Origin of the sequence: Streptomyces sp. NPDC053079, from assembly GCF_044546695.1 — a bacterium.
Lineage (GTDB): Bacteria > Actinomycetota > Actinomycetes > Streptomycetales > Streptomycetaceae > Streptomyces.
In genome coordinates this window covers 1,142,321-1,164,149 of record NZ_JBITZJ010000001.1, presented here as the reverse complement: position 1 = coordinate 1,164,149, position 21,829 = coordinate 1,142,321, and the positions used below count along the sequence as shown (strand labels likewise).

General features: G+C 69.8%; 22 protein-coding genes and 1 pseudogene. 12 read left to right on the top strand and 11 right to left on the bottom strand.

The window, feature by feature from the left end; all coding sequences use genetic code 11:
- The first annotated feature begins 129 nt into the window (after positions 1–129).
- The 3 genes from ACIGXW_RS04745 (at position 130) to ACIGXW_RS04735 (ending at position 3,691) form a co-directional block, all read left to right on the top strand.
- A complete protein-coding gene (locus tag ACIGXW_RS04745; RefSeq protein WP_399569797.1) occupies positions 130–552 on the top strand; it encodes a hypothetical protein in 423 nt (140 codons plus the stop codon).
- 382 nt (positions 553–934) lie between these two features.
- Positions 935–1,801, top strand: coding sequence for a TauD/TfdA family dioxygenase (locus ACIGXW_RS04740; protein WP_399569795.1), 867 nt, complete (start codon positions 935–937; stop codon positions 1,799–1,801).
- 510 nt (positions 1,802–2,311) lie between these two features.
- The gene (locus tag ACIGXW_RS04735; protein WP_399569793.1) at positions 2,312–3,691 is read left to right on the top strand and encodes an MFS transporter; all 1,380 of its coding nucleotides are present in this window, start codon (positions 2,312–2,314) and stop codon (positions 3,689–3,691) included.
- On the opposite strand, the gene ACIGXW_RS04730 is transcribed toward ACIGXW_RS04735, so the two are convergent.
- The gene (locus ACIGXW_RS04730) at positions 3,665–5,665 is read right to left on the bottom strand and encodes a helix-turn-helix domain-containing protein (RefSeq protein WP_399569791.1); all 2,001 of its coding nucleotides are present in this window, start codon (positions 5,663–5,665) and stop codon (positions 3,665–3,667) included. The two genes, ACIGXW_RS04735 and ACIGXW_RS04730, sit on opposite strands and share 27 nt — an antisense overlap.
- A 92-nt stretch (positions 5,666–5,757) precedes the next feature.
- Positions 5,758–6,573: a 3-hydroxybutyrate dehydrogenase gene (locus ACIGXW_RS04725; protein WP_399569788.1), complete on the bottom strand. Its 816-nt coding sequence runs from the start codon at positions 6,571–6,573 to the stop codon at positions 5,758–5,760.
- Positions 6,574–6,927: 354 nt separating this feature from the next.
- Between ACIGXW_RS04725 and ACIGXW_RS04720 the strand changes: the two genes are divergently transcribed.
- On the top strand, positions 6,928–7,974 hold the full coding sequence (locus tag ACIGXW_RS04720; protein ID WP_399569786.1) for a hypothetical protein: 1,047 nt from the start codon (positions 6,928–6,930) through the stop codon (positions 7,972–7,974).
- 21 nt (positions 7,975–7,995) lie between these two features.
- Here the strand turns inward: ACIGXW_RS04720 and ACIGXW_RS04715 are convergent.
- Both ACIGXW_RS04715 and ACIGXW_RS04710 read right to left on the bottom strand, forming a co-directional pair.
- Positions 7,996–8,310, bottom strand: a pseudogene (locus ACIGXW_RS04715) (MarR family transcriptional regulator); the annotation flags it as partial.
- 53 nt (positions 8,311–8,363) lie between these two features.
- A complete protein-coding gene (locus ACIGXW_RS04710) occupies positions 8,364–8,921 on the bottom strand; it encodes a TetR/AcrR family transcriptional regulator (RefSeq protein WP_399569784.1) in 558 nt (185 codons plus the stop codon).
- A 95-nt stretch (positions 8,922–9,016) separates the two neighbouring features.
- On the opposite strand from ACIGXW_RS04710, the gene ACIGXW_RS04705 reads away from it, so the two are divergent.
- The gene (locus ACIGXW_RS04705) at positions 9,017–9,619 is read left to right on the top strand and encodes a DUF2867 domain-containing protein (protein WP_399569782.1); all 603 of its coding nucleotides are present in this window, start codon (positions 9,017–9,019) and stop codon (positions 9,617–9,619) included.
- A 108-nt stretch (positions 9,620–9,727) separates the two neighbouring features.
- Positions 9,728–10,054, top strand: a complete 327-nt coding sequence (locus ACIGXW_RS04700) for a hypothetical protein (protein WP_399570824.1) — start codon at positions 9,728–9,730, stop codon at positions 10,052–10,054.
- 68 nt (positions 10,055–10,122) lie between these two features.
- Here the strand turns inward: ACIGXW_RS04700 and ACIGXW_RS04695 are convergent, their stop codons facing one another.
- The 4 genes from ACIGXW_RS04695 to ACIGXW_RS04680 all read right to left on the bottom strand — a co-directional run bounded on the left by ACIGXW_RS04695 (position 10,123) and on the right by ACIGXW_RS04680 (position 12,548).
- The gene (locus tag ACIGXW_RS04695) at positions 10,123–10,797 is read right to left on the bottom strand and encodes an HAD family hydrolase (RefSeq protein ID WP_399569780.1); all 675 of its coding nucleotides are present in this window, start codon (positions 10,795–10,797) and stop codon (positions 10,123–10,125) included.
- A gap of 62 nt (positions 10,798–10,859) precedes the next feature.
- A complete protein-coding gene (locus tag ACIGXW_RS04690; protein ID WP_399569778.1) occupies positions 10,860–11,018 on the bottom strand; it encodes a LysE family transporter in 159 nt (52 codons plus the stop codon).
- Positions 10,979–11,218: a hypothetical protein gene (locus ACIGXW_RS04685; protein ID WP_399569776.1), complete on the bottom strand. Its 240-nt coding sequence runs from the start codon at positions 11,216–11,218 to the stop codon at positions 10,979–10,981. The genes ACIGXW_RS04690 and ACIGXW_RS04685 overlap by 40 nt, the downstream gene beginning before the upstream one ends.
- Positions 11,219–11,333: 115 nt before the next feature.
- On the bottom strand, positions 11,334–12,548 hold the full coding sequence (locus ACIGXW_RS04680; protein ID WP_399569773.1) for a glycosyltransferase: 1,215 nt from the start codon (positions 12,546–12,548) through the stop codon (positions 11,334–11,336).
- A 477-nt stretch (positions 12,549–13,025) separates the two neighbouring features.
- Here ACIGXW_RS04680 and ACIGXW_RS04675 point away from each other — a divergent pair, with 477 nt between their 5' ends.
- On the top strand, positions 13,026–13,382 hold the full coding sequence (locus tag ACIGXW_RS04675) for a hypothetical protein (RefSeq protein WP_399569771.1): 357 nt from the start codon (positions 13,026–13,028) through the stop codon (positions 13,380–13,382).
- Between the two features lie 115 nt (positions 13,383–13,497).
- Entirely contained in the window at positions 13,498–13,986 is a 489-nt protein-coding gene (locus ACIGXW_RS04670) for an NUDIX domain-containing protein (protein ID WP_399569768.1), read from the top strand.
- A 97-nt stretch (positions 13,987–14,083) separates the two neighbouring features.
- Here the strand turns inward: ACIGXW_RS04670 and ACIGXW_RS04665 are convergent, their stop codons facing one another.
- Positions 14,084–14,785, bottom strand: coding sequence for an SDR family NAD(P)-dependent oxidoreductase (locus tag ACIGXW_RS04665; protein WP_399569766.1), 702 nt, complete (start codon positions 14,783–14,785; stop codon positions 14,084–14,086).
- A 91-nt stretch (positions 14,786–14,876) separates the two neighbouring features.
- Here ACIGXW_RS04665 and ACIGXW_RS04660 point away from each other — a divergent pair, with 91 nt between their 5' ends.
- A complete protein-coding gene (locus ACIGXW_RS04660; RefSeq protein WP_399569764.1) occupies positions 14,877–15,476 on the top strand; it encodes a TetR/AcrR family transcriptional regulator in 600 nt (199 codons plus the stop codon).
- Positions 15,477–15,594: 118 nt separating this feature from the next.
- Here the strand turns inward: ACIGXW_RS04660 and ACIGXW_RS04655 are convergent, their stop codons facing one another.
- A complete protein-coding gene (locus tag ACIGXW_RS04655) occupies positions 15,595–16,047 on the bottom strand; it encodes a winged helix-turn-helix transcriptional regulator (protein ID WP_399569762.1) in 453 nt (150 codons plus the stop codon).
- A 119-nt stretch (positions 16,048–16,166) separates the two neighbouring features.
- Between ACIGXW_RS04655 and ACIGXW_RS04650 the strand changes: the two genes are divergently transcribed.
- Together ACIGXW_RS04650 and ACIGXW_RS04645 are read left to right on the top strand one after the other, a co-directional pair.
- The gene (locus ACIGXW_RS04650) at positions 16,167–17,459 is read left to right on the top strand and encodes an MFS transporter (RefSeq protein ID WP_399569759.1); all 1,293 of its coding nucleotides are present in this window, start codon (positions 16,167–16,169) and stop codon (positions 17,457–17,459) included.
- A gap of 120 nt (positions 17,460–17,579) precedes the next feature.
- Positions 17,580–19,496: a ricin-type beta-trefoil lectin domain protein gene (locus ACIGXW_RS04645; protein ID WP_399569757.1), complete on the top strand. Its 1,917-nt coding sequence runs from the start codon at positions 17,580–17,582 to the stop codon at positions 19,494–19,496.
- A gap of 82 nt (positions 19,497–19,578) precedes the next feature.
- Here ACIGXW_RS04645 and ACIGXW_RS04640 read toward each other — a convergent pair whose 3' ends face one another.
- Entirely contained in the window at positions 19,579–20,223 is a 645-nt protein-coding gene (locus tag ACIGXW_RS04640; protein ID WP_399569755.1) for a TetR/AcrR family transcriptional regulator, read from the bottom strand.
- 215 nt (positions 20,224–20,438) lie between these two features.
- On the opposite strand from ACIGXW_RS04640, the gene ACIGXW_RS04635 reads away from it, so the two are divergent.
- Entirely contained in the window at positions 20,439–21,623 is a 1,185-nt protein-coding gene (locus ACIGXW_RS04635; protein WP_399569752.1) for an FAD-dependent oxidoreductase, read from the top strand.
- Positions 21,624–21,829: the final 206 nt, after the last annotated feature.

Sequence of the window (21,829 nt, the reverse complement as noted above, 5' to 3'; positions counted from 1 at the left end):
GTATTTGGCCTGAGGCACGCTGCGCCGCCTGGTCCGTTCACCCCGTAACCTCCGCCGCATCGCACCGTTAGGCGAACAGTATGAGGAGCAGATCATTCAGCTCCGGAACCCGCCGCTCAAGGAGACTCCATGTCCGTACGGTCCTGGTTCGGCACCGCGGTCCTCGCCGTCGCCACGGTCCTGTCCTGCACGCAAGCCGCCTCGGCCCACGGGGAGCACGGCTCCCGTGAAGCGCATGCGACGCGCCTCTCCACCCAGAACGCGAACGCCAACCTCTTCCCGCCCTCCATCGGCGCGAGGGCCTTTCTGTACGACGCCGAGACCGGCAAGCCGCTCAGGGGTAAGCGTGTGGAGTTCACGACCCCCGACGGCAGTGAGATCTGTCGTGCCGTCACCGGCGCCGAGGGAGAGGCCGCGTGCATCGGACCCCTCCGCCTGGGCACGGCGAGCGCCGGCACTCTGACCAACGGCTACGTCGCCACCTTCCGAGGCGACGAGCAGTACGGGGCGTCGCACGCGTTCGGCACAGTGGGCCTACTGGTCCGCCCCTGAGGCGCCTGCCCGCCTTCCCGGAGGGAGCACGCCCTCTCCCGACGAGGGGCCTACGACGTCCCCGCTTGCGGAAACAGCTACGAGCAAGCGGGTTGGCGTCCACATCGCCCGCAAGACGTGGACTCCAGAGACGGTTGGAGCGCCACCGTTCGGTGATCACCGGACATCGCATGGCCTGCGAGGAGTATCCTCTCTACCGCTCCGACTGCGACCACCTCAGTGTCGTCCCGGCCACCGGGACCAACGTGCATCGCATCGAACGTGCCGTGGCAGCCTTCCTCGCCATCCAGCGTTGGGAGATCACATGACCTCACCCTGACGTATGTGCTGGTCCGATCTACCCGGCGGTGGCAAGGTCCGAAAGACCGGAAGGAGCCCGTTGATGGACACACCGGTTGCAGTCGCGGGGTCCTCCGTGTGGCAGGGCGCGACGCTGAAGGAACGGGACTGGCTTGTTCCGGTGCATCCTCTGCTGCCTGAGGGCGCCACGGGTGACGCGCCCCCAGGCCAGGAGGGCGCCGATCCCGCGGCCCGGGCCGCGCAGCGCCTGAACCGCGGTCCCGGGCTGGCGGTGGTACGCGGCCTCGGACTTGACACGTTGACCGATGAAGAGTGCGTCGTGGTGTGCCAGCGGTTCATGGCACCGCTGGGCGACGTGCGCCCTGTGAACCCGGACCACCCGGGCGACAACCTGGTGACGGCTGCGACCGCCGCCCCCGCGCCCCCGGCACGCGCGCAGCCCCCCGGGGAAGACCTCGCCCTGCACACCGACCGGGCGAAATTCCCCGGTCCTCCACGGCTGCTGGGCATGCTGTGCATCCGCCCGGCGCGCCACGGCGGCGAATCGGTGCTGGTGAGCGGCCACGCCGTACACAACGTACTGCTCAGGTCCCGACCGGAGGTCCTTCCTGACCTCTACCAGGACTTCCACTTCGGCCGCGGGCCGGACTTCGAACACATTTACCCCGTCTTCCGGCGCAGTGCCGGTCGCCTACACGTGCAGTACAACCGGTACTGGATCACCCGCGGCCACCAAGAGCACGGAATCCCGCTGTCCACCGCTCAGGTTGCCGCTCTGAACGCCTTCGACGAGGTCCTGGCGGACCCTCGCATGGCCCTGCGCGTGCGGCTCCGCCGCGGTGACCTGCTACTGGTGGACAACATGGCCATCCTCCACGGCAGGACTTCATTCGCCGACCCGCCCCCACCGCACGCCGGCCGCTGCCTGGTGCGGGTATGGGCCGACTGATCTGTTCTTCAACCTCCAGCGTCGCCATGCGTCTCGAACCAGGCCGCTTCACCTGGACATTCGTCGGACGTTGAGGCGACCTTTGCCCGCGGCGGCCACGTCGACAGCGTCGAGTTTCACGCGGACAGTGGCGCGCGCAAGCCTGATCATGCACCGGGACGGCCTCCGTCGCGCTTGACCGAGGCACAGGGTCCACGATGTGGATGACCCAGAGTGTTCACCTACGTCCGGCTGCCTCTCCCTGACGTAACAGGCAGGCGGGGCGTCTTGCACCGAAGGTCCGAGCTGGGCGATCCGCCGGGCCCGCACTCCACGTCTCGGACAATCACATCCACGGAAGAACACCTTCACCCTCTCGGCAACAGGGTGATGCGCACTGAATGCCCATGGCCGCCGCCCTCACACCCCGCCCCCGAAGTGTGGTCCCCCGCCACATAGGCCCCTCACCTGCCCCTTCCTACGGTGTGGCAACGCAATGACGCGTCCCTCCCCCACCCGGAAGCGGTGACCATGACCACCCCCGCCACACACCCACCAACCCCCAACTCACTCCCCCGCATCGTCGTCGCCAGCCTCATCGGGACCACCATCGAGTGGTACGACTTCTTCCTCTACGGTTCCGCCGCCGCCCTGGTGTTCAACCAGCTCTTCTTCCCCGACTCCGATCCGCTCGTGGGCACACTCCTGTCGTTCCTGACCTACGCCGTCGGCTTCGCCGCGCGGCCGGTCGGGGCGTTGGTGTTCGGGCACTACGGCGACCGGCTGGGGCGGAAGAGGTTGCTCGTGGTGAGCCTGTTGATGATGGGGAGCGCGACGTGTGCCATCGGGGTGTTACCGACCCATTCCGCGGTCGGGTCTCTCGCACCCGTGCTGCTCACCGTGCTGCGGCTCGTGCAGGGGTTCGCGCTCGGGGGTGAGTGGGGTGGTGCGGTGCTGCTCGTGTCGGAGCACGGGGATGCACGGCGGCGGGGGTTCTGGGCGGCGTGGCCGCAGACCGGGGCGCCTGCCGGGCAGTTGCTTGCGACCGGGGTGCTGTCCGCGCTGACGGCTGCACTGTCGGATGAGGCGTTCGTGTCGTGGGGCTGGCGGGTGCCGTTCCTGTTGTCGGGGCTGCTGGTGATGGTGGGGCTGTGGATTCGGCTGTCCGTGGACGAATCGCCGGTGTTCAAGGCAGCGCTGGCCCGCGCCGAATCCCGAAAGGAGACGGGGAAAGGCGCCGAGCGGATGCCGCTCGTGGCCGTCCTGCGTGACCAGTGGCGGGACATCCTCATCGCCATGGGCGCGCGGATGGCGGAGAACATCAGCTACTACGTCATCACCGCTTTCATCCTCGTCTACGCGACCGAGCAGACGCATCTGTCCAAGCAGACGGCCCTCAACGCGGTTCTGATCGGCTCGGCCGTGCACTTCGCCGTCATCCCCGCGTGGGGCGCCCTGTCCGACCGGATCGGCCGGCGGCCCGTCTATCTGCTGGGCGCGGCGGGGGTGGGTGCCTGGGCGCTCCCCTTCTTCGCGCTCGTCGACAGGGGGTCGTTCCTGTCACTGGTCGTCGCCGTGACGGTGGGGCTCGTGTGCCACGGCGCGATGTACGCGCCCCAGGCCGCGTTCTTCTCGGAGATGTTCGCGACCCGGGTGCGGTACTCCGGCGCGTCGATCGGAGCCCAGTTCTCGTCCGTAGCCGCCGGCGCCCCGGCTCCCCTGATCGCCACAGCGCTGCTCGCCGACTACGGCAGCGCGACTCCGATCGCCCTGTACGTGATGGCCGCGTCCGTCCTCACGCTCGTCGCGGTCGGGTGCGCGCAGGAGACGCGGCACCGCGACCTCTCCGACGAGCCGGGCGAGTCTGCTGAGCTCGCTCAGCCTTCATCTGCCGCCGCCGAGCGACGGTGAGAGCCGGTGCAGGCGCAGCGCGAGCTGAATCTCCAGGGCGCGGGCGGGCGACTGCCAGTCCGCGCCGAGGAGGCGGCCCACGCGGTCCAGACGCTGGGCGACGGTGTTCACGTGCACGTGCAGTTCGTCCTTGGTGCGCGCGGGGCTCATGCCGCAGGCGTAATAGGCGTCGAGGGTGCGGACGAGCGCGGTGCCGCGCCGGGCGTCGTAGTCGATGACGGGTCCTATGGTGCGGGCGACGAACTCCCCGACGCGGGATCCGTCGTGGGATCCGTCGTGGGATCCGCCACGGGATCCGCCACGGGATCCGCCACGGGATCCGCCATCGGTTCCGCCGTACGTACCGGTCAGCAGCAGGCCCAGGAATCCGAAGTCATCGGCCGACGCGCCTTCCCCGCCCCGCCCGAGTGCGTGCAGTACGTCCAGGCAACGGCGGGCTTCGGCGTAGGCGGCGGCGACGTCGCAGGGGCGGGCGGCCGGGGCGGGTACCGGGGTGGAGGCGCCGACGGTGACCCGTGTGTGGAGGGCGGCTTCGAGGCGGCGTGCGGTGGCCCGGGCCGTCGTGGTGGCGCTGTCGTGCGGGCCGTGGGGCAGGAGCAGTACGGTGCCGCCGTCTCGGGCGACGGCGAGGCCGTGGCCGGTGGCGGCAAGGTGGGAGGCGGCGGACCACAGGCGCTGACGGTCGGCGGGGGCGTCGGCGTGCTCGTCCGCGATCCGGGCGGCGAGGACGATGTGGGGCGTGTCGAGGTCCGCGCGCAGGCGGGCGGCGCGCTTGCGCAGAAGGCGGGGAGCTCGTTCGGGGGCGTCCAGCAGGTCGTCCAGGAGCTCGCCGCGTACGCGCTGTTCGGCCTCACCCACGGAGCGGCGGGCCAGTTGCAGGAGTGAGGTGACCATGGCGGCGCGCTCCAGGGCTCGCCGGTCGACGGGGTCGAGGCCGGGGCGGTCGCACAGGCGCAGGGCGCCCATCAGTTCGTCGGCGGCGGAGACGGCCGCGATCCAGTCGTCGCCGTGGCGGACGGCGCGGCCCTCGGCGCGGGAACGTTCGACGGCGGGCGCGGGCCCGTCGCCCGAGTCGAGGAACTCGACGCGGCCGCCGAGCACTTCGGCGACCGCAGCGGCCACGTCGTGCACTCCCCCGCCGCGCAGGACGAGCTCGGTGAGCCGGTCGTGGATGTCGGCGGCGCGCTCGACGGCGGCGCTGCGGTCGCGGATGACCGCGTTGGCCGCCTCGAGGTCGGCCAGCGCGGAGCGGGTTTCCGCGAGGAGGTCGGCGGTGTCGATGGCCACGGCCGCGTGCGCGGCGAGGGACCCCAGCAGGGCGATCTGCTGCCGGTTGAAGACGCGGAAACGCCGGTCGGCGGCGAAGAGAACGCCGATGACGCCGCTGCCCAGCTGCAGGGGGACGCCCAGGATCGCGACGAGCCCCTCGTCGCGCACGCCCGAGTCGATGACCGGGGTGTGCTGGAAGCGGGGATCGTCCAGGTAGCTGTCGGTGGCGTACGGCCGTGCCGTCTGCGCGACGAGTCCGCCGAGCCCCTCCCCCATACCCAGCCGCAGTGCCTGGAAGCGCGCCGAGACCGAGCCTTCGGTGACCCGCATATAGGTGTCTCCGGCGACCGCGTCGTGAAGGGTGAGATACGCGGCATCGGTGCCCAGCAGCGAACGGGCGCGCCGCACGATGGCCCGGAGCACCGCGTCGACGTCGCGCAGCCCCGCCAGGTCGTGCGCGGTGGCGAAGAGCGCCGACAGCTCGGCTTCGCGCCTTCTGCGGTCCTCCAGCTCGGCCCGGACACGTAAGGCGAGGAGCTTGGCGTGCTCCACGGCGGCGAGCCGTTCCGTTGACGCCCCGTCGGCGCGGGCGCGCAGGACGGGCCGTTCGTACGCCGCGGCGGGCGCGCCGCTCGCGAGCAGCGCGAGGTAGGTGGCGAAGGGGCTGTCGGCGTGGTCAATGTGGTCAGTGTGGTCGTCGGCCATGGGGACAGGCTTACCGCCGGTCGGCGGGCGGTCCACCACCAGGTCAATGGGTCAGTGATCCACCCGCGAGCGGTCCCTCAACGAGCGGTCCCTCACCGAGCGGTCCATCCACCATCCATCGTCAGCGTCGTACCGGTGATGAAGGAGGCGTGCGGTCCACAGAGATAAGCGACCGCCTCGGCGACCTCTTCCGGTTCGACGAGCCGTTTGAGCGCCTGCCCGGCCAGGAGGACATCCGCCAGGACGCGATCGACGGGGAGGGAGTGCGCGGCCGCCTGGTCCGCGAGCTGCTTCTCGACCAGCGGCGTACGTACATATCCGGGGCTCACGCAGTTGGAAGTGACGCCGTGGGGTGCCCCCTCGAGGGCAGCGGTCTTGGACAGCCCCTCGAGGCCGTGCTTGGCGGCGACGTAGGCGGACTTGTAGGCGGACGCGCGCAGCCCGTGGACGGACGAGATGTTGACGACCCGGCCCCAGCCCTGGCCGTACATGTGCGGCAGAGCACCCCTCAGTAACCGGAACGGGGCCTCCAGCATGACGGTGATGATCCGATGGAAGGCGTCGGGCGGGAAATCCTCGATGGGGCGCACCACCTGGATTCCGGCATTGTTGACGAGGATGTCGACGTCGCCGGCGGCGTGCTCGGCCGCGTCGAGATCTCCGAGGTCGAGGCACACGGCCTCGACGCTTCCGGGCAGGGATCGCGCCCTCCGGCCGAGTGCCGCGAGCCCGTCGGCATCCCGGTCCAGGGCGCGCACCCTCGCCCCGGCGGCGGCGAGCCGCAGAGCACATGCCGCGCCGATACCGCCGGCGGCGCCGCTGACGAGGGCGGTGCGCCCCGCGAAGTCGGGGGCGACGGGGTGGCCGGGATGATCAGGGCTGTGGGAGTGGTGTGTGGGGCCGGTCATGCCGGCACCTTAGGTCGACGGTGCCTGCGGTTCGATGGGGTGAGCATACGTAGCGCCGACGCTGCTCGTGGGGGATGGCCACATAGCGCGCCTTCGCCGTCGTGCCCCGGCCTGCGCCCAGCCCGCCAGTATCCGCCGAACTTGTCGGCGGGCTTGCGGGGGAAAGCCGACCGCGCCATCGTCGTCCGACGCATGGGAATGCCGGCGCCACTTCGGCAGCACATCGTCGCTCTCACGCCAGAGGAAGCTTCCCGTCACCCCCGACTCCCGCCGCATTCGGACGGACACGTTCGCCGGACGAGCTCTCAACGTGATCGCGTACAGGCATCCACGCCACCTACCAGGGAGGCAGGAATGATCCACTTACCACTGACATCCCGGTCGTCAACTCGCGGCAGCCGAAGCCGCGGCCACAGCCGCAGCCGCAGCCGAAGACACCGAAGCCGCACACGCTACGTACTGTGCGCGGCCGCCGCGCTGCTCGCCACGCTGGTGGCGCAGCCCCAGGCTTCTCACGCCGAAAGTGAAGCCCGCACCGCCGCCCAGGCGGTCGACAAGCCCGTCATGGCCTGGCGGGGCATGGGGTCGGACAATCTCATCTGGTGGTCGCAATTCGACGGAACCAGCTGGTCCACCCAGCAAGCCCTCACCGACCGCCGCAGCGAAGCGGCACCCGCCCTCACCCGCGGCGCCAACGGGCAGCTCCTCATGGCCTGGCGCGGCGCTGCCGACAACCACATCTGGTGGTCTCAATACGACGGTGCCGGCTGGACCGCACCACAAGCACTCAATGACCGAAGAACCGACGGATCGCCCGCACTGGGCACCGGCGCGGACGGCACACCGGTGATGGCCTGGCGGGGCACAGGGGCCGACAATCTCATCTGGTGGTCGCAGTTCAACGGAACCTCATGGTCCCCGCAACAGGCCTTGACCGATCGCCGTACCGAAGCGGCGCCCGCCCTCACCCGCGGCAGCAACGGACGGCTTCTGATGGCGTGGCGAGGGGCGGCCGACAACCACATCTGGTGGTCGCAGCACACCGGTTACGGCTGGTCCGCGCAGCAGCCGCTCAACGACCGCAGAACCGACGGTTCCCCGGCGCTGGGCACCGGCGCGGACGGCACACCCGTGATGGCCTGGCGGGGCTCAGGTAACGACACCCTCATCTGGTGGTCGTACTTCGACGGAACCAACTGGTCCACCCAGCAAGCCCTCACCGACCGCAACACCCAAGCAGCACCGGCCCTCGCGCGCGGCACCAACGGACGACTCCTCATGGCCTGGCGAGGCGCGAGCGACAACCACATCCTGTGGTCCCAGCACACCGGCTACAACTGGTCCGCACCGCAGGAGCTCTACGACCGCAGAACCGACGGCGCCCCGGCACTGGGATTCTGACGCCCAGCCGGCCGGTGGCTGTCAGGCGACCGTCCCGCCCGCGTTGCGGATCAGCTGCTGGAGCACCTTCATCGTGGTGACGTAGTCCGCGTCGTCGATGCCTTCGTGGAGGGCGGCGCGGATCGCGGGGGCGTTGCGCGCGAGGTCGACGCGGGCCTCTTCCCCCTCCTTGGTGAGCCACAGCCGGTCCTCGGCGTCCCGGGTCAGCCAGCCGCGCTCCACGAGCACCTCGGACTCCGCCGCCAGGTCGTCCTCGGGCCGGATGTAGGAGGCCATGGCCTCCCGGAGCTCGGGGACGGTCATCCCCTCGCCGTCGGGCGAGATGTCGTTCTCCGACGGTCAAGCAGTTGATCTTCCGGACGCCATCGTGACCGCGCCTCGAACACGCCTTAGCCGAGGAGCCATTTCCTGGTCAGCTCCATCATCTCCCCCCGGCTGTGACTGCCGTGGTCGGCGGCGATGAAGTGATGTCCGATGCGCAGCGAGAAGGCCACCATGCAGCGGACCTCGACCTCGCCCTCGTCGGGGCAGATGGCGCCGAACAGCGAGCGCAGGTAGTCCATTCGCCGGTTGTCGACGCGTCGGAGCCGCTGCGCGACGGCCTCGTCGCGCCGCGCCCAGTCACGGATCGCGAGGTCGACCGAAGTGCCCGTCACCGGCCCGTCCTCGGACGCGGCGATCGTGAACAGCCGCACCAGCTTGGCCCTGGCGTCTCCCCCGCCGCTCTCGACCTGTTCGATCACGCTCTCGGTGACCTCGCGCTCCCACGTGTCGAGCATCTCGGCGAGCAGCGCACCCCGGTTGTCGAAGTACCCATAGAAGCCGCCCTTGCTGACACCGAGCGCCTGCGCCAGCAATTCGATCCGAACGGCCTCCGGCCCACCGGCGGAGAGCGCTCTCAACCCCTCCTCGATCCATTTGCCGCGCGGCGTGCGGGTCGTACCCATGATGTGTCTCCTCTCACGTCACCCCTCGTGTATACGGTGCCGTATAGACGGTGCTAGCTTGATCTATACGGCATCGTATAGATAGGGGCCCGCTCATGAGACTCCCCAGCACCGCACACACCACCCGCCCCTGGCGGATCCACGAGATCGCCGGCGACTTCCAGGTCGAAGACGTGTGGGCGCTGCCGACACCGGGCGGTCCGGACGACCTCCCGCACCTGGTGCGCCAGATCGCGAACGGCGCGGGCGACGGAACGACCATCTCCTCCCCCGCGTACCGCATCCTCTTCAGCATCCGCTGGAAGCTCGGGAAGCTGCTCGGCTGGGACAAGTCCGGCGCCGGACTCGGCGCCCGGGTGCAGACGCTGCGCGACCGGTTGCCCGCCGACCTCCGCGAGGCTCCCCGGGGGCCCGATGTCCATTCGGCCCCGTTCGTCTCCGTCTACCAACTGCACGACGAATGGGCGGCCGAGATCGCCAACCGGACCGTGCACGCGGTGATGCACATCGGCTGGGTCCCGGACGAGGCCGGCGGCTACCGCGGCCAGATGGCCGTTCTGGTGAAGCCGAACGGGCTTTTCGGTGCGCTCTACATGGCAGGTATCAAGCCCTTCCGGTACGTGGGGGTGTACCCGGCGCTGTTCCGGGCGATGGGACGCAAGTGGCAGGCCAATGCCGCTGAAAGAAGCACGAGCTGACCCGAATCCGGGCGCAGGTCGTATATCGCGTTGTGCGGCCAGAGGTACGGCCATAAGGTCACCGGCATGTCTTTACGTCTTCGTATGCGTCAAGCATTGCCGGAAGCGATGCGCGCCCGCGACAAGGCCGCGGTGAGCGCCCTGCGCTCAACACTCGCTGCGCTGGACAACGCTGAGGCGGTGCCCGTGGACGATGCCGAGCTCCGCGGCTCGGCCCTCGAGCACTCGCCTGTCGGTGTCGGCGTCACCGAAGCGACGCGGCGTGAGCTGAGCGAGCGCAGCGTGGTGGAGGTAGTGCGCGCCGAGGCCGTTGAGCGGCTGGAGGTCGCAGCGCAGTTGACTTCGCCCGCGCACGCCGACCGGGCCGCGCAGCTCCGCGCGGAGGCCGCCGTACTGCTTCGCTTCCTCGACAGCCCAGGCCCCGGCCCCGCATAGGGCACGGCGTCGCATCGCGCCACGCTCGCACTGCGTTCCGCCCTCCTCCCCCACTCCGAGTGGGCGGGTCAGACGACGGTGTCGTACCCCAACCTCCCGGCCCAGTCCAGCAATTCCGGTTCGTCCAGCCCGGCACCCAGCCAATCGTGGTCGAGGTCGGCCCCTGGAAGGGACGGCACGACCGCGACGTAAAGCCCGGCAGCACGCGCCGAGGAGATGCCCGTGGCCGAGTCCTCGAAGGCGACGGAACGCCCCGGGGCCGCACCGAGTGCCTCGCATGCCGTCAGGTAGAGGTCCGGTGCGGGCTTGGGGGAACGTACCTCGTCGGCGGCGAACGTGTGGGTGAAGTATTCGGCGAGACCAGCCGACTCCAGTGCCGCGTCCAGCAGTTCCCGGGGGCTGTTGCTGGCGACGGCTACGGGCACGGCTGCCCGGCAGGCGCGCACCAGCTCCGCCGCCCCGGGCAGCGCGGCGGCGCCCCGGGCCAGTTCCTTGCGGACTCTGTCGAGGAGTTCGGCGGCGAGTTCGGCACCGGCTCCGGGACGCCCGAAGTACTCCGCCATGGCCTCTGCCGCACCCTCCACGGTACGGCCGATGACCAGCGCTTTCTGTTCGTGGCCGAAGGAATGGCCGTGCGCGGCGAAGACGGCCGTTTCCGCGACGGTCCAACAGGCTTCGGTGTCGACCAGCAGTCCGTCGCAGTCGAAGACCACGGCTTCCGTGTTGGTGGGGAGCGCCCTCATGTGTACGTGTCCTTTCACTTCGATCTATTTGCCGGCCGGTCTATGGTCTCGTCGGCCGCGCCTCACTCCCCGAGCGCGAGCCGGAGACCGAAGGCGGCGATGACCGTGCCGGTGATGCGGTCCAGACAGCGGCGGGCAGAGGGCCGTTGCAGACGGTCCCGGAGCACGTGCGCGAGAGCGATCAGTGCACAGCTCCAGACGACGGCCAGAAGGATGTGCACGCCGGCCAGGAGCACGCCCGCAGCGAGGTGAGGACGCCCCAGGCCAGGGTGCCGCTCTGGATGCCGAGGACCACGCCCCAGGCACGACGGCGGCGCCCGAGCGCGGCAGTGCGCAGGACGAGCGCGGTGTCCAGCCCGGGAGTGAGGGTGAGAAGTCCGACCATCAGAGAGAAGGTCCACAAGGCATCTACGGTGATCATGGACGGTCACCATAGGGCGGAAGACTCGGAAACATCTAGATTTCTGCCCGAAATCGGGCAGGAATTGGGTGATTGACTCCGTCGGCGGCTGCGTTCTCGGGCCACGCGGGCGGCCTCACCTGGCTGACTCGTCGAGCAGCAGTTTCGCGGCCACCGTCGCCCCGTCGGTCCGGATCGCGCCGGCCACGGCACTCGCTCGTGCGCGGGTCTCGGGCATCAGGGCCGTTGTGAGCGCGGCGGACAGGGAGTCAAAGGTCGGCGTCGGGTCCTCGTGAGCCGAGCCGATGCCCAGCTCGGCCACGCGGCCCGCCCAGTACGGCTGGTCCGCGATCCGGGGGACCACCACCTGCGGCGCGCCGGCCCGGGCCGCCGTCGTCGTGGTGCCCGCCCCTCCGTGGTGCACGACAGCGGCCACCCTACGGAACAGTGCCTGCTGGTTGACCTCGCCGACGACGAAGCAGTCGTCGACGTCGTCGATCGGAACCAGGCCGGCCCAGCCACGGGCGAGGAGTACGCGCCGGCCCTGCGCGCGGATCGCCTCAATGGCTACCCGGGCGATGCCCTTCGGGGCGTGCGCGGCCATGCTGCCGAAACCCACGTACACCGGCGGTGCGCCGGCGTCCAGGAACGCCTCCAGGTCGGCCGGGAGCGGTCGGTCGTCGGGCAGGATCCACGCCCCGGTCTGCACGATGTCGAGGTCCGTCATGCCCTGCGACGGACACAGCGTCGCGTCTGCCGCCAGCCACGGCTGCTCGGTGAAGACGTGGTCGCGGACGTTGTCCACCGGCGGCAAGCCGATCGCCGCCCGATGGCTGTTGAGCGCCTCGCCGTACAGCCCGTTCACCCTCTGGGCGTCCTGCTCCCACAGCGCCCGGTTGTCGGTCTCGTCCTGCGGGGATTGCTTGCCCGGCCGCGCCCCAGGACGGAAGTGCCGCGAGGGCAGTCCGGACATATGGAAGCACGCGTACACGTAGCGGATGGCCAGTTTCTCGGCCACGTCCCGTGCGCCGGCCGGCATCAGGCCGGTTGCCAGCAGCACGTCACACCCCTCGGCCGCCGCGGTGAGCGTGTCGAACCGCGCGGCGACCAGCTCGGGAGCGAGCCGGAAAGCGTCTTCCGCCGTCGGTGGCTTCGCTCCGGCGACCACCGAACGCACCGTCGGCCCGAGCGGCACCAGCGGCACGCCGACCCGCGCCAGCAGCGCCGCGAACTCCTCGTCCGGCGGCGCGCATACCCGCACCTGCGCGCCGATTTCCCTCAACCCCACCGCCAGCCCCGCCAGCGGTTCGACATCTCCGCGCGATCCCCATGTCGTCAACAACACTCGCACTCCGCGACTCCCATTTCCGCAGGTTGTGGCCTTTCGGCCGCCGATTGTGCGGTATAGGCCGGGTCTTGCCGCAAGTCCCCCGGTGCGTTATATGTTGATAGTGGCAAGGAGTGGAATCTCCTTGCCTTTGCTATTCGGTCGCCCGCTGCGGACGGACAGCCTTCTCACGAAGCGATGCCCACGGCGTTCGGCCTGCGCCCACGCCGTCCCCCGGCTCCGCGGCTGCGGTCCCGGTAGCCAGCAAACGGCAGAGCGCACAAATGATTCAGTGATCCCCCGTGGGAGTGATGGGCGAGTGGCGATCTGTGGCCTGGGGGTAGGGGGCTCTTGGCCATAAAGAGAGGCCCGTTCGTGCACACGCAGGAGGGGACGCGACAGGAAGGCAAACGCTGCGCTCCCGTGGCCTGTGCGGTGCTGGGTTTGGAGGGGGGAAGTGTGAAAGCAGTCAGGTATCTTGTCGCTCCGCTCGCCGTGGGAATGGCGCTGACGACGGGGTCCGCCTCTGTCGCGGTGCCGATGGAGCGCGTCACGCTCACGAACTCCGACGACGGGCGAACCATCGCGTCGTCCCTCGGTGATGACATCGAGGTCCGCCTCACCAGCTACCGCGAGAGCGGGCTCACGTACACCTGGAGCATCCCGGCCTCCAGCGGCTCCAAGGTGCTCCGGAGCACCGGCGGCAGGACGACGCCGGAAGGCGGCGCTTCGGCGGTGTTCCACGTGCAAGGCAGCGGTGCCGCCACGATCAGCGCCCAGCGCAGGTGTCATCCCGATCACGGCCGTATCTGCCCTCTGGTCATCGTGCCGTGGAGGGTCAAAGTCCAGGTGAAGTGACGGGCGTATCGCTGGGGCAGCGTGACAAGCAGGCGGCGCGCCCGGGCGCGGACGTCGTCCGTGGCGGGGTAGGTGCTGTGGTGGCGGACGCCGGCGGAGAGGGGGCGGGGCGCAGGTGACGGATCAAGGACGGATCAGGAACGCGGCGAGCGGCCTGGTCGTACGTGACCGGCATGTGTTGATGGTGCGCGGCGACTGGCCACGCCCGGACACCTGGTGGTTGCCGGGCGGCGGCCAGAAGGCCGGGGAAACCCTGGCCGCGTGCGCGGAGCGGGAGGTCTTCGAGGAGACCGGCGTGCGCGTGAGGGCCGAGGACCTGGCGGTGGTACGCGAGTACATCCAGGCCAACCACCCCGGCGGCCACCAGATGATGTCCGGGACCGGGCATCGGGTCGAGGCGATGTTCCGGTGTCGCATCCTCCACGAGCCCTCGGTCCTCGGCGGGCCCGCCGAGGACTTCGAGCAGGTCGGCGTCGAATGGCTCGCTCTCGACAAGCTCCCCGGACTGCGCACACTGCCGCCGTGCCTGCCGGCCGTCATCGCCGACGTCTTGGCAGCCGGTCGGGACCGGGGCGCTGTCTACCTGGGAGACAGGTATGCGTGAACCCGTCCCAGCCTGGTCGTGAGCCTGTGCGGTGTCCGATTCGCTCTGCCGGCAGCGTAAGGAGGGAAGCGCAGTACCGGCGCTTCGGTCTGGAGCTCTACCACGGGACGGTCTCGCCGTGGCGGTCCAAGAACTGCAGGCCGGGGGCGCCGGTCTGCGCTTCGAGGACGTCGACGACGGCCGGGATGCTCTCCTGGGGGGTGAGCGGTGCGTCGGGTCCGCCGAGCTGTGTCTGATTGTGGCCGGGGTCGATGAGCAGCTTGGTGTGTCCGTCGTCGGCATGGCGCGTGGTGTAACTGCGCATCAGCTGGTTGAGCGCGGCCTTGCTGGCCTTGTAGAGCTCATAGCCGTCCTCGGTGTTCCGCGAGATGCTGCCCTGGTCGGAGGACATGACCGCGACGGTTCCGCCGGGCACGACGAGTCCGCGGAGGGCCTCAAGGGCGCGCAGCGGGCTCAACGTGTTGGTGATCATCACCTCGGTGAACATGTCGGTCGAGACCTCGTGGATCGGCAGGTTTCCTCGGTCGATCGCAGCGTTGACGAAGAGCAGATCGAGTCGACAGCCTTCGCCTTCCAGACGCTCGCGCAGCGCGGCTAGCCCTTCGGAGCTTGTCATCTCCAGCGATTCGACCTTCAGCCGGCCGTTCCAGGCATCGGCAATCGCTTGTAGTTCGCCGCCGCCCTGACGCGTTGTGGCGATAACTCGCCAGCCGCGTCGGGCGAGTTCGTTGGCGAGGACGAGCCCTAACCCTCGAGAGGCTCCGATGACGAGGGCCTTGCGGTTGGACGTGGCGGACATGCTCACTCCTTCGCGGTGGGGGAATTTAGACTAGACGCGCCGTTGCGTCTAAACAAGACCGCGGGGACCGCTGACGGGTAAGGTGTCCCGCATGCCCGCAGCCAGTCCTCAGCCCCGCAGGCCGCGCTCCGGGAACCGGCGCGACGAGTCCGCACGTCTCGCTGTGCTTCATGCCGCAGACGATCTGCTCGTCGAGCACGGCTTCGGAGCTCTGACCATTGAGGCGATCGCGCGTCGCGCCGGCGTCGCCAAGCAGACGATCTACCGCTGGTGGCCCTCGAAGGTCGAGATCCTCCTCGACACGCTCATCGAAGACAGCGACAAACGCCTTCCCGTCCCGACGGAGAAGCCCACGGCGGAGAGCATCCGTGGTTACCTTCGCGACCTCGCGCGATTCCTCGCCGGTGACCCCGCCGGCAAGGTCCTGCTCGCGCTCATCGCCGAGGCGCAGCACGATCCCGACACGGCCAAGAGCTTTCACAAGCGCTATCTCGGCCCACGCCGTGACCAAGAACGAGAGATGTTCGCGCGCGCAGTCGACGCCGGCGAGGTCTCGCCCAGGCTCGGCCCCGACGCCACGATCGACGCCCTTGTCGGCCCGATCGTCTACTGCGCCTTGACGGGATCGACCATTCCCCGCGGTCTGGTGGACACCCTTGTCGAGGACCTGCTCAGGCCCCGCTCAATCTGAGTACCCTCAGTCGGCGGCGTCGATGACGAGTTCACTGATGCGGCATGCCATGCCCGTCAGCGTACGGAGACAACCCGAGAGTCGGTACGCCTCGGCGTTGCCCGGACGCCTGCTCAGTTCACTGGCTGGAGACCTTGTGGACCGTGGTGTCGTCAGGGTTGAGTCGTCGCCCGTCCGCAGACAGGACTTCCAGTGCACGGAGGGGACGCCCCTGTCGGCGGTCGACCAACTCTGAGTGTGATTCGCCGGGGGCGAAGAAGTTCTGTTCGCCCCACTGCCGCAGGGCCACGATGACGGGGAAGAGGGCCTTGCCCTTCGGAGTCAGTACGTAGTCGCGGTAGGCGCTGCCGTCCGAGGCGGGGACGGATTCGAGGACACCGCCGGCGACCAGGGTGCGCAGGCGCGCGGTGAGGATGTTCTTCGCTACGCCGAGGCTGCGCTGGAACTCGCCGAAGCGCCGGCTTCCGTCGAAGGCGTCCCGCACGATCAGCAGGGACCACCAGTCGCCGATCGCGTCCACCGACCGGGCGACGGGACATTCGCTGTCGTCGAAGCGCGTTCTGCTCACCATGGCGTCCCTCACTCCCTCTCACAACGGTTGCAACATGATACCAAGAGCGGCTACCGTCACCGTCGTCATTGGTAGCAAGTTGAAACCAGAGTGGGAACCAGATGTGCGGAGGGGTGCCGATGCCCGGCAACGGCGAGGCTGTGGAGGCTCTGACACGACGAACCGAGGCCCGAAGCGGGGAAGGTTCCGCGTTCGTCCTGTCCCGTGGCGTCGTGGTTCTGTTCGCCGTCGCCTGCGGAGCCGCGGTGGCCAACGTCTACTTATCCCAGCCGCTCCTGGTCACCATGGGCCACGACCTCGCCATGAGCCCGGCACTTGTCGGCAGCGTGGTCACCCTCACGCATGTCGGATACGGGCTGGGACTCTTCTTCCTCGTACCACTGGGCGACGTGGTCGACCGCAGACGGCTCATCGTGGCCCAACTGCTGCTCCTGGTGGTGGCACTGGCCACGGTAGCCGCCGCCCCCACAGCGGCGGTCCTGCTCGCGGGCGTGGCCGCGATGGGGCTTCTCGCGGTCGTCACGCAGACGCTGGTGGCCTTCGCGGCATCGCTGGCCCCTCCCGCCGGGCGCGGACGGGTCGTCGGCCTGGTCACCAGCGGCGTGGTCAGCGGAATCCTGCTCGCCCGCACGGCATCCGGCCTCATGGCCGATCTCGCGGGCTGGCGCTCCGTCTACATCGCCTCGGCGTCACTCACCGCTCTGCTCGCCCTGGTCCTGTACCGAGTGCTGCCGCGCCGCAGTGACGCTCCGCCGACAACTCTGCGCTACGGCCGGCTCCTGCGCTCCACGATCACCTTGTTCGCACGGGAACGACTGCTGCGGCACCGGGCCCTGTTCGGTCTGCTGATCTTCGCCGCCTTCAGCACCCTGTGGAGCAGCGTCGCGCTGCCGCTCAGCGAGGCCCCGTACTTCCTGTCCCACAGCGCGATCGGGGCGCTGGGGCTGATCGGTGTCGCCGGCGCCCTGGCCGCGACCGTGGCGGGCCGCCTGAACGACCGCGGTCTCTCCCGGCACACCACCGGCATCGCCCTGGCACTGCTCGCCGCCTCGTGGCTGCCCTTGGCCTTCACCCGCAGCTCGCTGTGGGCCCTGGTCGTCGGGGTGATCGTTCTCGACCTCGCCGTGCAGGCGGTCCATGTCACCAACCAGACCCTGATCTACGCGCTGCACCCGGACGCGGGCAGCCGGTTGATCGGCGGATACATGGTCTTCTATTCGATCGGCAGCGCCACCGGCGCCATCGCCGCGACCTCCCTCTACACAGTGGCCGGCTGGGGCGCCGTATGCGCACTGGGTGCCGCGTTCAGCTGCCTCGGGATCGTACTGTGGGCGTTCACTCGACACAGCGCCCCGGACCCCGCCGCCAAGGCGACCTCTCGCAGCGAAGCCTGCTCTCACAGCGAAGCCTGAGCGGCATCCGGTCATACCGGCGGGCGTGTGGCGCGGATCGACCCTTGACGCGGACATTCCCATCATGAACGGATCGTTCCTGCGGTTGTTCGTACCCGATCGCTCCATTAGGAGACCACGATGCGATTACCGTTACCACCGCCCCGCGCCAAGGCCCGCGCCGGACCACGCACATCACGGCTGACGGCGGCTCTCACCTCCGTGCTGCTGGCGACCGGACTGCTGGTCGGTGCCGCCCCAGGGCCGGGCGGCTCCACGGCGCGGGCGGACGACCGGCCGACGACGCCGGCGGCCCCGCCATCCGGCGGCCTGCCGTTCGCCACCTACAACATGCAGGGCTCCGACAACGGGCTGCGCTGGACCGGCGAGGTCGGCCCACTGACCATGCGTCACCAGGTGGTCGCCCTCCAGGAAGCCGGCAACGGGCCGCCCCCCGCGGCGCACCAGCGCCACGGCGTCGGTGAGTCGATCCGCATTCCCGGCCCCTTCCCGGCGGGCCTGCCGGGCCACGTGAACCACACGGTGTGGCAGTACCGTCACCACACCCGCCACGTGTACTTCCTCCAGACCGACCCGCAACGCGACAGCACCACGGGACGGGACCGCTGGCGAGGCGGCCGGGTCAACCTGGCGGTGGCCACCCACGCCCGCGCGGACGAGGTCCGCGTCATCGAGAACCCGCTGTACAACCGGGACGAGCCCCGCAACGAATACCGCTACCGCCGCGCCCTCGGCGTACGGTTCGGCAACACCGTCTACTACAACGTCCACGCGCGCGGCGGGGACGTCGCCCCCCTGCTCAGGCGCATCCGTGCCGCCACCCGGGCCGGCGAGAACTGGGTCATGGTCGGCGACTTCAACCTCGACATCCGCAACCGCACCGACCGGCAGGCCCGGGAGCAGACCCTTCGCCTGCGGCCCGACGAGCAACTGGCCCGACCCCACCGCTCCACCCACCAGCGGGGCGGTGAACTCGACTACGCGATCACGCGCGGCACGCCCCGGTTCAACGCGGACATCCCCGCGGGGCGCGGCTCGGACCACTACCCCGTCCAGTTCGAACCGGCCCCCAGCCCCGTACCGGCCGCGCCCGACGGTCCGGTGCACAACTTCTCCTCAGCTCTCGAGAACGCCCGGACCGGGTTGGCCCTCGATGTTCCGGGCAGCAGCGGCCGTGTGACCACCCGCCTGCAGGCGTACAACGCCCGGCAGCGGTTCCGTGTGGACACCGTGCGGGGGCACTGGTACCGCTTCGCTCACGGCAACAGCCCCCGAGCCGCGTCCGGCGCCCTCGAGGACCGCACCGCCCTCGCCGACCGCACTGCCCTCGCCGCCGGCGAGGCGTGCCCCGGCGTCAATCCGTTCATGCCGGTATCCCCCATCCTCATGCTGTCGTGCGAGTCGCCCGAGGCCCAGTGGCACCCCGACGACCTGGGTACGCCCGGCGGCCCGCTGCGCTGGCGCAACTCCCGCTACCCGCAGCTGTGCCTGACCGGCACGGGGAACGAGACGTCGGTCGTGGCCTTCCCGTGCAACGACGACCCCGCCCAGCAGTGGTGGGACAACTCCCGCGCGGTGCCCGAGCGCGCGTGGGAGGACAGTGACGGGCGGGTTCGGCTGCGTGCGTGGAACGGCCTCTACCTGGACACCTTCGGCGGGGGCAGTCGAGACGGCACCCCACTGATCACCCGCGGGCACAACAACGTCAACACCCAGCGATGGGACGTCCAGTACGCCGGCAGCGGCGACAACCTCGTACGGCTCAGGGGATTCGGCAGCGGACGGTGCGTCGACATCCTGGACAGCGTCCAGCCCCGTCCCGGCGAGCGTTCCGTGCTGCACGACTGCACCGGCCGCGGCAGTAAGACGGACGGCACGGGCCACCGCTGGCAGGCGGAGGCCTACGGCGACGGCACCCTCCGCTTCCGCAACGAAGCCGCGCACCTGTGCCTGGTGCCGGCAGCGCGGGAGGCGGCCTACGTGACGATCGCGACCTGCAGCGACGACGTCCGTCAGCGCTGGACGATAGTGCCGTGACTCCGTGACTCGGTAGCCACGAAGCGAACCGGGCCTGGGCCGGCGCACGACAGCCGACGGCCGGCTCAGGCCCTGGGGGCCGTCATCCGCCCCCCTCTTCCCCTACCCCTGCCCCATCCGTGCGCCGTACCCGGCCGGGGCGGTCTTCCTGTCGCGCCACGGGGGTAGTGGCCCAGCCGTGTTCCAGCAGGGTGAACAAGTCGCGCATGGTCCGGGCCGGGTCGTCGCTCGCGCGGGCGATGCTGGGGGCTTCCAGGGCGAAGCGTGCCAGGCCGGTGACGACGGGGGTGTCCTCGGTGAGCCCGGTGGCCTCGGCGAGGGTGGCGGCCAGTGCCTTCTCGTGGCGCGACCACATGTGCCGGGCGTAGTCCCGCAGCGCGGGGGTGGATTCGACAAGGACGAACACGGGGTCGTCGGTCCGTACGGCGGTACGGGTGCGCACCATGTGATCGCGCAAGGCATGCAGCACCGACTGGCCGGGGGCCCGGTCGCGAACGGCCGCTATGAGGGCGCTCTCGACGTCCGCGTCCAGGTCGAAGACGAGGGCTTCCTTACTGGGGAAGTGTTTGAAGAGCGTGCTCAGCGAGACGTCGGCCGCCTCTGCCACCTCGCGTACACCGACGTTGTCGAAGCCGCGCTCGGTGAACAGCCGCACCGCGGCATCCGCCAGGGCCTGCCTGGTCTGTGCCTTCTTGCGCTCGCGGCGTCCTGTCGTTGTCTCAGCCATGCGCTCCACCCTACTCGTTCAAGGGGAGTCGACCGTAAAGGCGATCGGATCCAAAAGCAGAGCTGTTGCACTTTTGGAGCGGCTGTGTTTCTGTGAGCAGGTACGCCTGACTGGCACTCAGCTGCCGGAACTCGGGGCGCTGCCCTGCCCGGAACAGGGTGTCACCGCAGTCACCACCAGCACCCTTTTCAACCGTCGAACGGAGCGTGACCCTCATGTCCACCACCCCCCGCATCGCGATAGCCGGCGCCGGCCTCGGCGGCCTCGTCTGCGCACGCGTCTTACAGCAGCACGGCGTGCCGGTCACGGTCTTCGAGCACGAGGCCGCTCCTCACTCCCGTTCTCAGGGCGGCACTCTCGACATCGCCGAAGACACCGGCCAGGCGGCCCTGCGCGCAGCCGGCCTGTTCGACCAGTTCCTCGCCCTGTCCCGGCCCGAGGGCCAGGAGTGGCGCCTGTACGACCGCCGAGCGAACCTGATGCGCCATGACCAGGCCGGCGAGGGCGACCTGAGCAGGCCCGAGATCGACCGCGGCCGGCTGCGCGCGCTCCTGCTGGACTCCCTCACCCCCGGCACGGTCCGCTGGGGCCACTCCGTAAGGGCCGTCACCCCGCTGCCCCACGGCACCGCGCGCCTGTACCACCGCGACCGCACCGGCGAGGACTTCGACGACTTCGACCTGGTCATCGGCGCCGATGGTGCCTGGTCCCGGGTACGCCCCGCGCTCTCCGACGCCCAACCCTTCTACGCCGGCGTCACGATGGTGGAAGCCCACTTCGACGACGTCGACCACCGTCACCCCGGCATCGCCCGCCTGGTCGGTCGCGGCACCATGTCGGCCAAGGCGGGCCGCCGCAGCCTGGTGCTGCAGCGCAACAGCAACGGACACGTCCGCGCCTACATCACCTTCCGCGGCCCCCAGGAGTGGCACACCGGCCTCGACCTCGCCGACACCGACTCCGTACGTGCACGCCTCCTCGCCCAGTACCAGGGCTGGCACGAGAGCCTGCTGGGCATCCTGCGCGACAACGAGGGCGGTTTCATCAACCGGCCCATGTACGTCCTCCCTGTCCCCCACTCCTGGCAGCGCGTACGCGGCATCACCCTGCTCGGCGACGCCGCCCACCTGATGCCACCCGTCGGCGTCGGCGCCAACCTCGCTTTGCTCGACGGCGCCGAACTCGCCCAAGCCGTCATCGACCACTCCACCATCGACGAAGCCCTCGACGCCTACGAAAGCGTCATGCTGCCCCGCGCCGCCGACCACGCGAAGACCGCCCAGCAGATGCTCACCACCCTCATCCCCGACACGGACTCCGACGAGGCCGTCTTCCCCGACGCCCTCTGGCCGGCCGACCCTCTCCCTGACGCGCGTCCTGCTTCCGCTCCTACCAGCTGAGCTCCGCCGTCCGGCTCACTCAGGAGAGGATCAGCAACGCCATAAAGAACTGAGCCTGCACCCGCGCACCGACGATCCACCCGCGGACTGCCCGGAGTCATGACCATTCCACGGGTAGAGCGGCCGCCCGAACCGAATGGGTACTGATGGTTACTTCTCCCGCCTCCGATGTGCTCGACGACGCCACGCAGCAGCGCCCCGTCACG

Coding starts and splice junctions, on each gene's coding strand:
- ACIGXW_RS04685 (WP_399569776.1), bottom strand. CDS start 11,218: ATGATCACCGTAGATGCCTTGTGGACCTTCTCTCTGATGGTCGGACTT.
- ACIGXW_RS04665 (WP_399569766.1), bottom strand. CDS start 14,785: ATGTCCGCCACGTCCAACCGCAAGGCCCTCGTCATCGGAGCCTCTCGA.
- ACIGXW_RS04660 (WP_399569764.1), top strand. CDS start 14,877: ATGCCCGCAGCCAGTCCTCAGCCCCGCAGGCCGCGCTCCGGGAACCGG.
- ACIGXW_RS04645 (WP_399569757.1), top strand. CDS start 17,580: ATGCGATTACCGTTACCACCGCCCCGCGCCAAGGCCCGCGCCGGACCA.
- ACIGXW_RS04745 (WP_399569797.1), top strand. CDS start 130: ATGTCCGTACGGTCCTGGTTCGGCACCGCGGTCCTCGCCGTCGCCACG.
- ACIGXW_RS04725 (WP_399569788.1), bottom strand. CDS start 6,573: ATGACCGGCCCCACACACCACTCCCACAGCCCTGATCATCCCGGCCAC.
- ACIGXW_RS04675 (WP_399569771.1), top strand. CDS start 13,026: ATGGCGCTGACGACGGGGTCCGCCTCTGTCGCGGTGCCGATGGAGCGC.
- ACIGXW_RS04695 (WP_399569780.1), bottom strand. CDS start 10,797: ATGAGGGCGCTCCCCACCAACACGGAAGCCGTGGTCTTCGACTGCGAC.
- ACIGXW_RS04650 (WP_399569759.1), top strand. CDS start 16,167: ATGCCCGGCAACGGCGAGGCTGTGGAGGCTCTGACACGACGAACCGAG.
- ACIGXW_RS04730 (WP_399569791.1), bottom strand. CDS start 5,665: ATGGCCGACGACCACACTGACCACATTGACCACGCCGACAGCCCCTTC.
- ACIGXW_RS04705 (WP_399569782.1), top strand. CDS start 9,017: ATGAGACTCCCCAGCACCGCACACACCACCCGCCCCTGGCGGATCCAC.
- ACIGXW_RS04640 (WP_399569755.1), bottom strand. CDS start 20,223: ATGGCTGAGACAACGACAGGACGCCGCGAGCGCAAGAAGGCACAGACC.
- ACIGXW_RS04710 (WP_399569784.1), bottom strand. CDS start 8,921: ATGGGTACGACCCGCACGCCGCGCGGCAAATGGATCGAGGAGGGGTTG.
- ACIGXW_RS04740 (WP_399569795.1), top strand. CDS start 935: ATGGACACACCGGTTGCAGTCGCGGGGTCCTCCGTGTGGCAGGGCGCG.
- ACIGXW_RS04655 (WP_399569762.1), bottom strand. CDS start 16,047: ATGGTGAGCAGAACGCGCTTCGACGACAGCGAATGTCCCGTCGCCCGG.
- ACIGXW_RS04700 (WP_399570824.1), top strand. CDS start 9,728: ATGCGCGCCCGCGACAAGGCCGCGGTGAGCGCCCTGCGCTCAACACTC.
- ACIGXW_RS04720 (WP_399569786.1), top strand. CDS start 6,928: ATGATCCACTTACCACTGACATCCCGGTCGTCAACTCGCGGCAGCCGA.
- ACIGXW_RS04735 (WP_399569793.1), top strand. CDS start 2,312: ATGACCACCCCCGCCACACACCCACCAACCCCCAACTCACTCCCCCGC.
- ACIGXW_RS04635 (WP_399569752.1), top strand. CDS start 20,439: ATGTCCACCACCCCCCGCATCGCGATAGCCGGCGCCGGCCTCGGCGGC.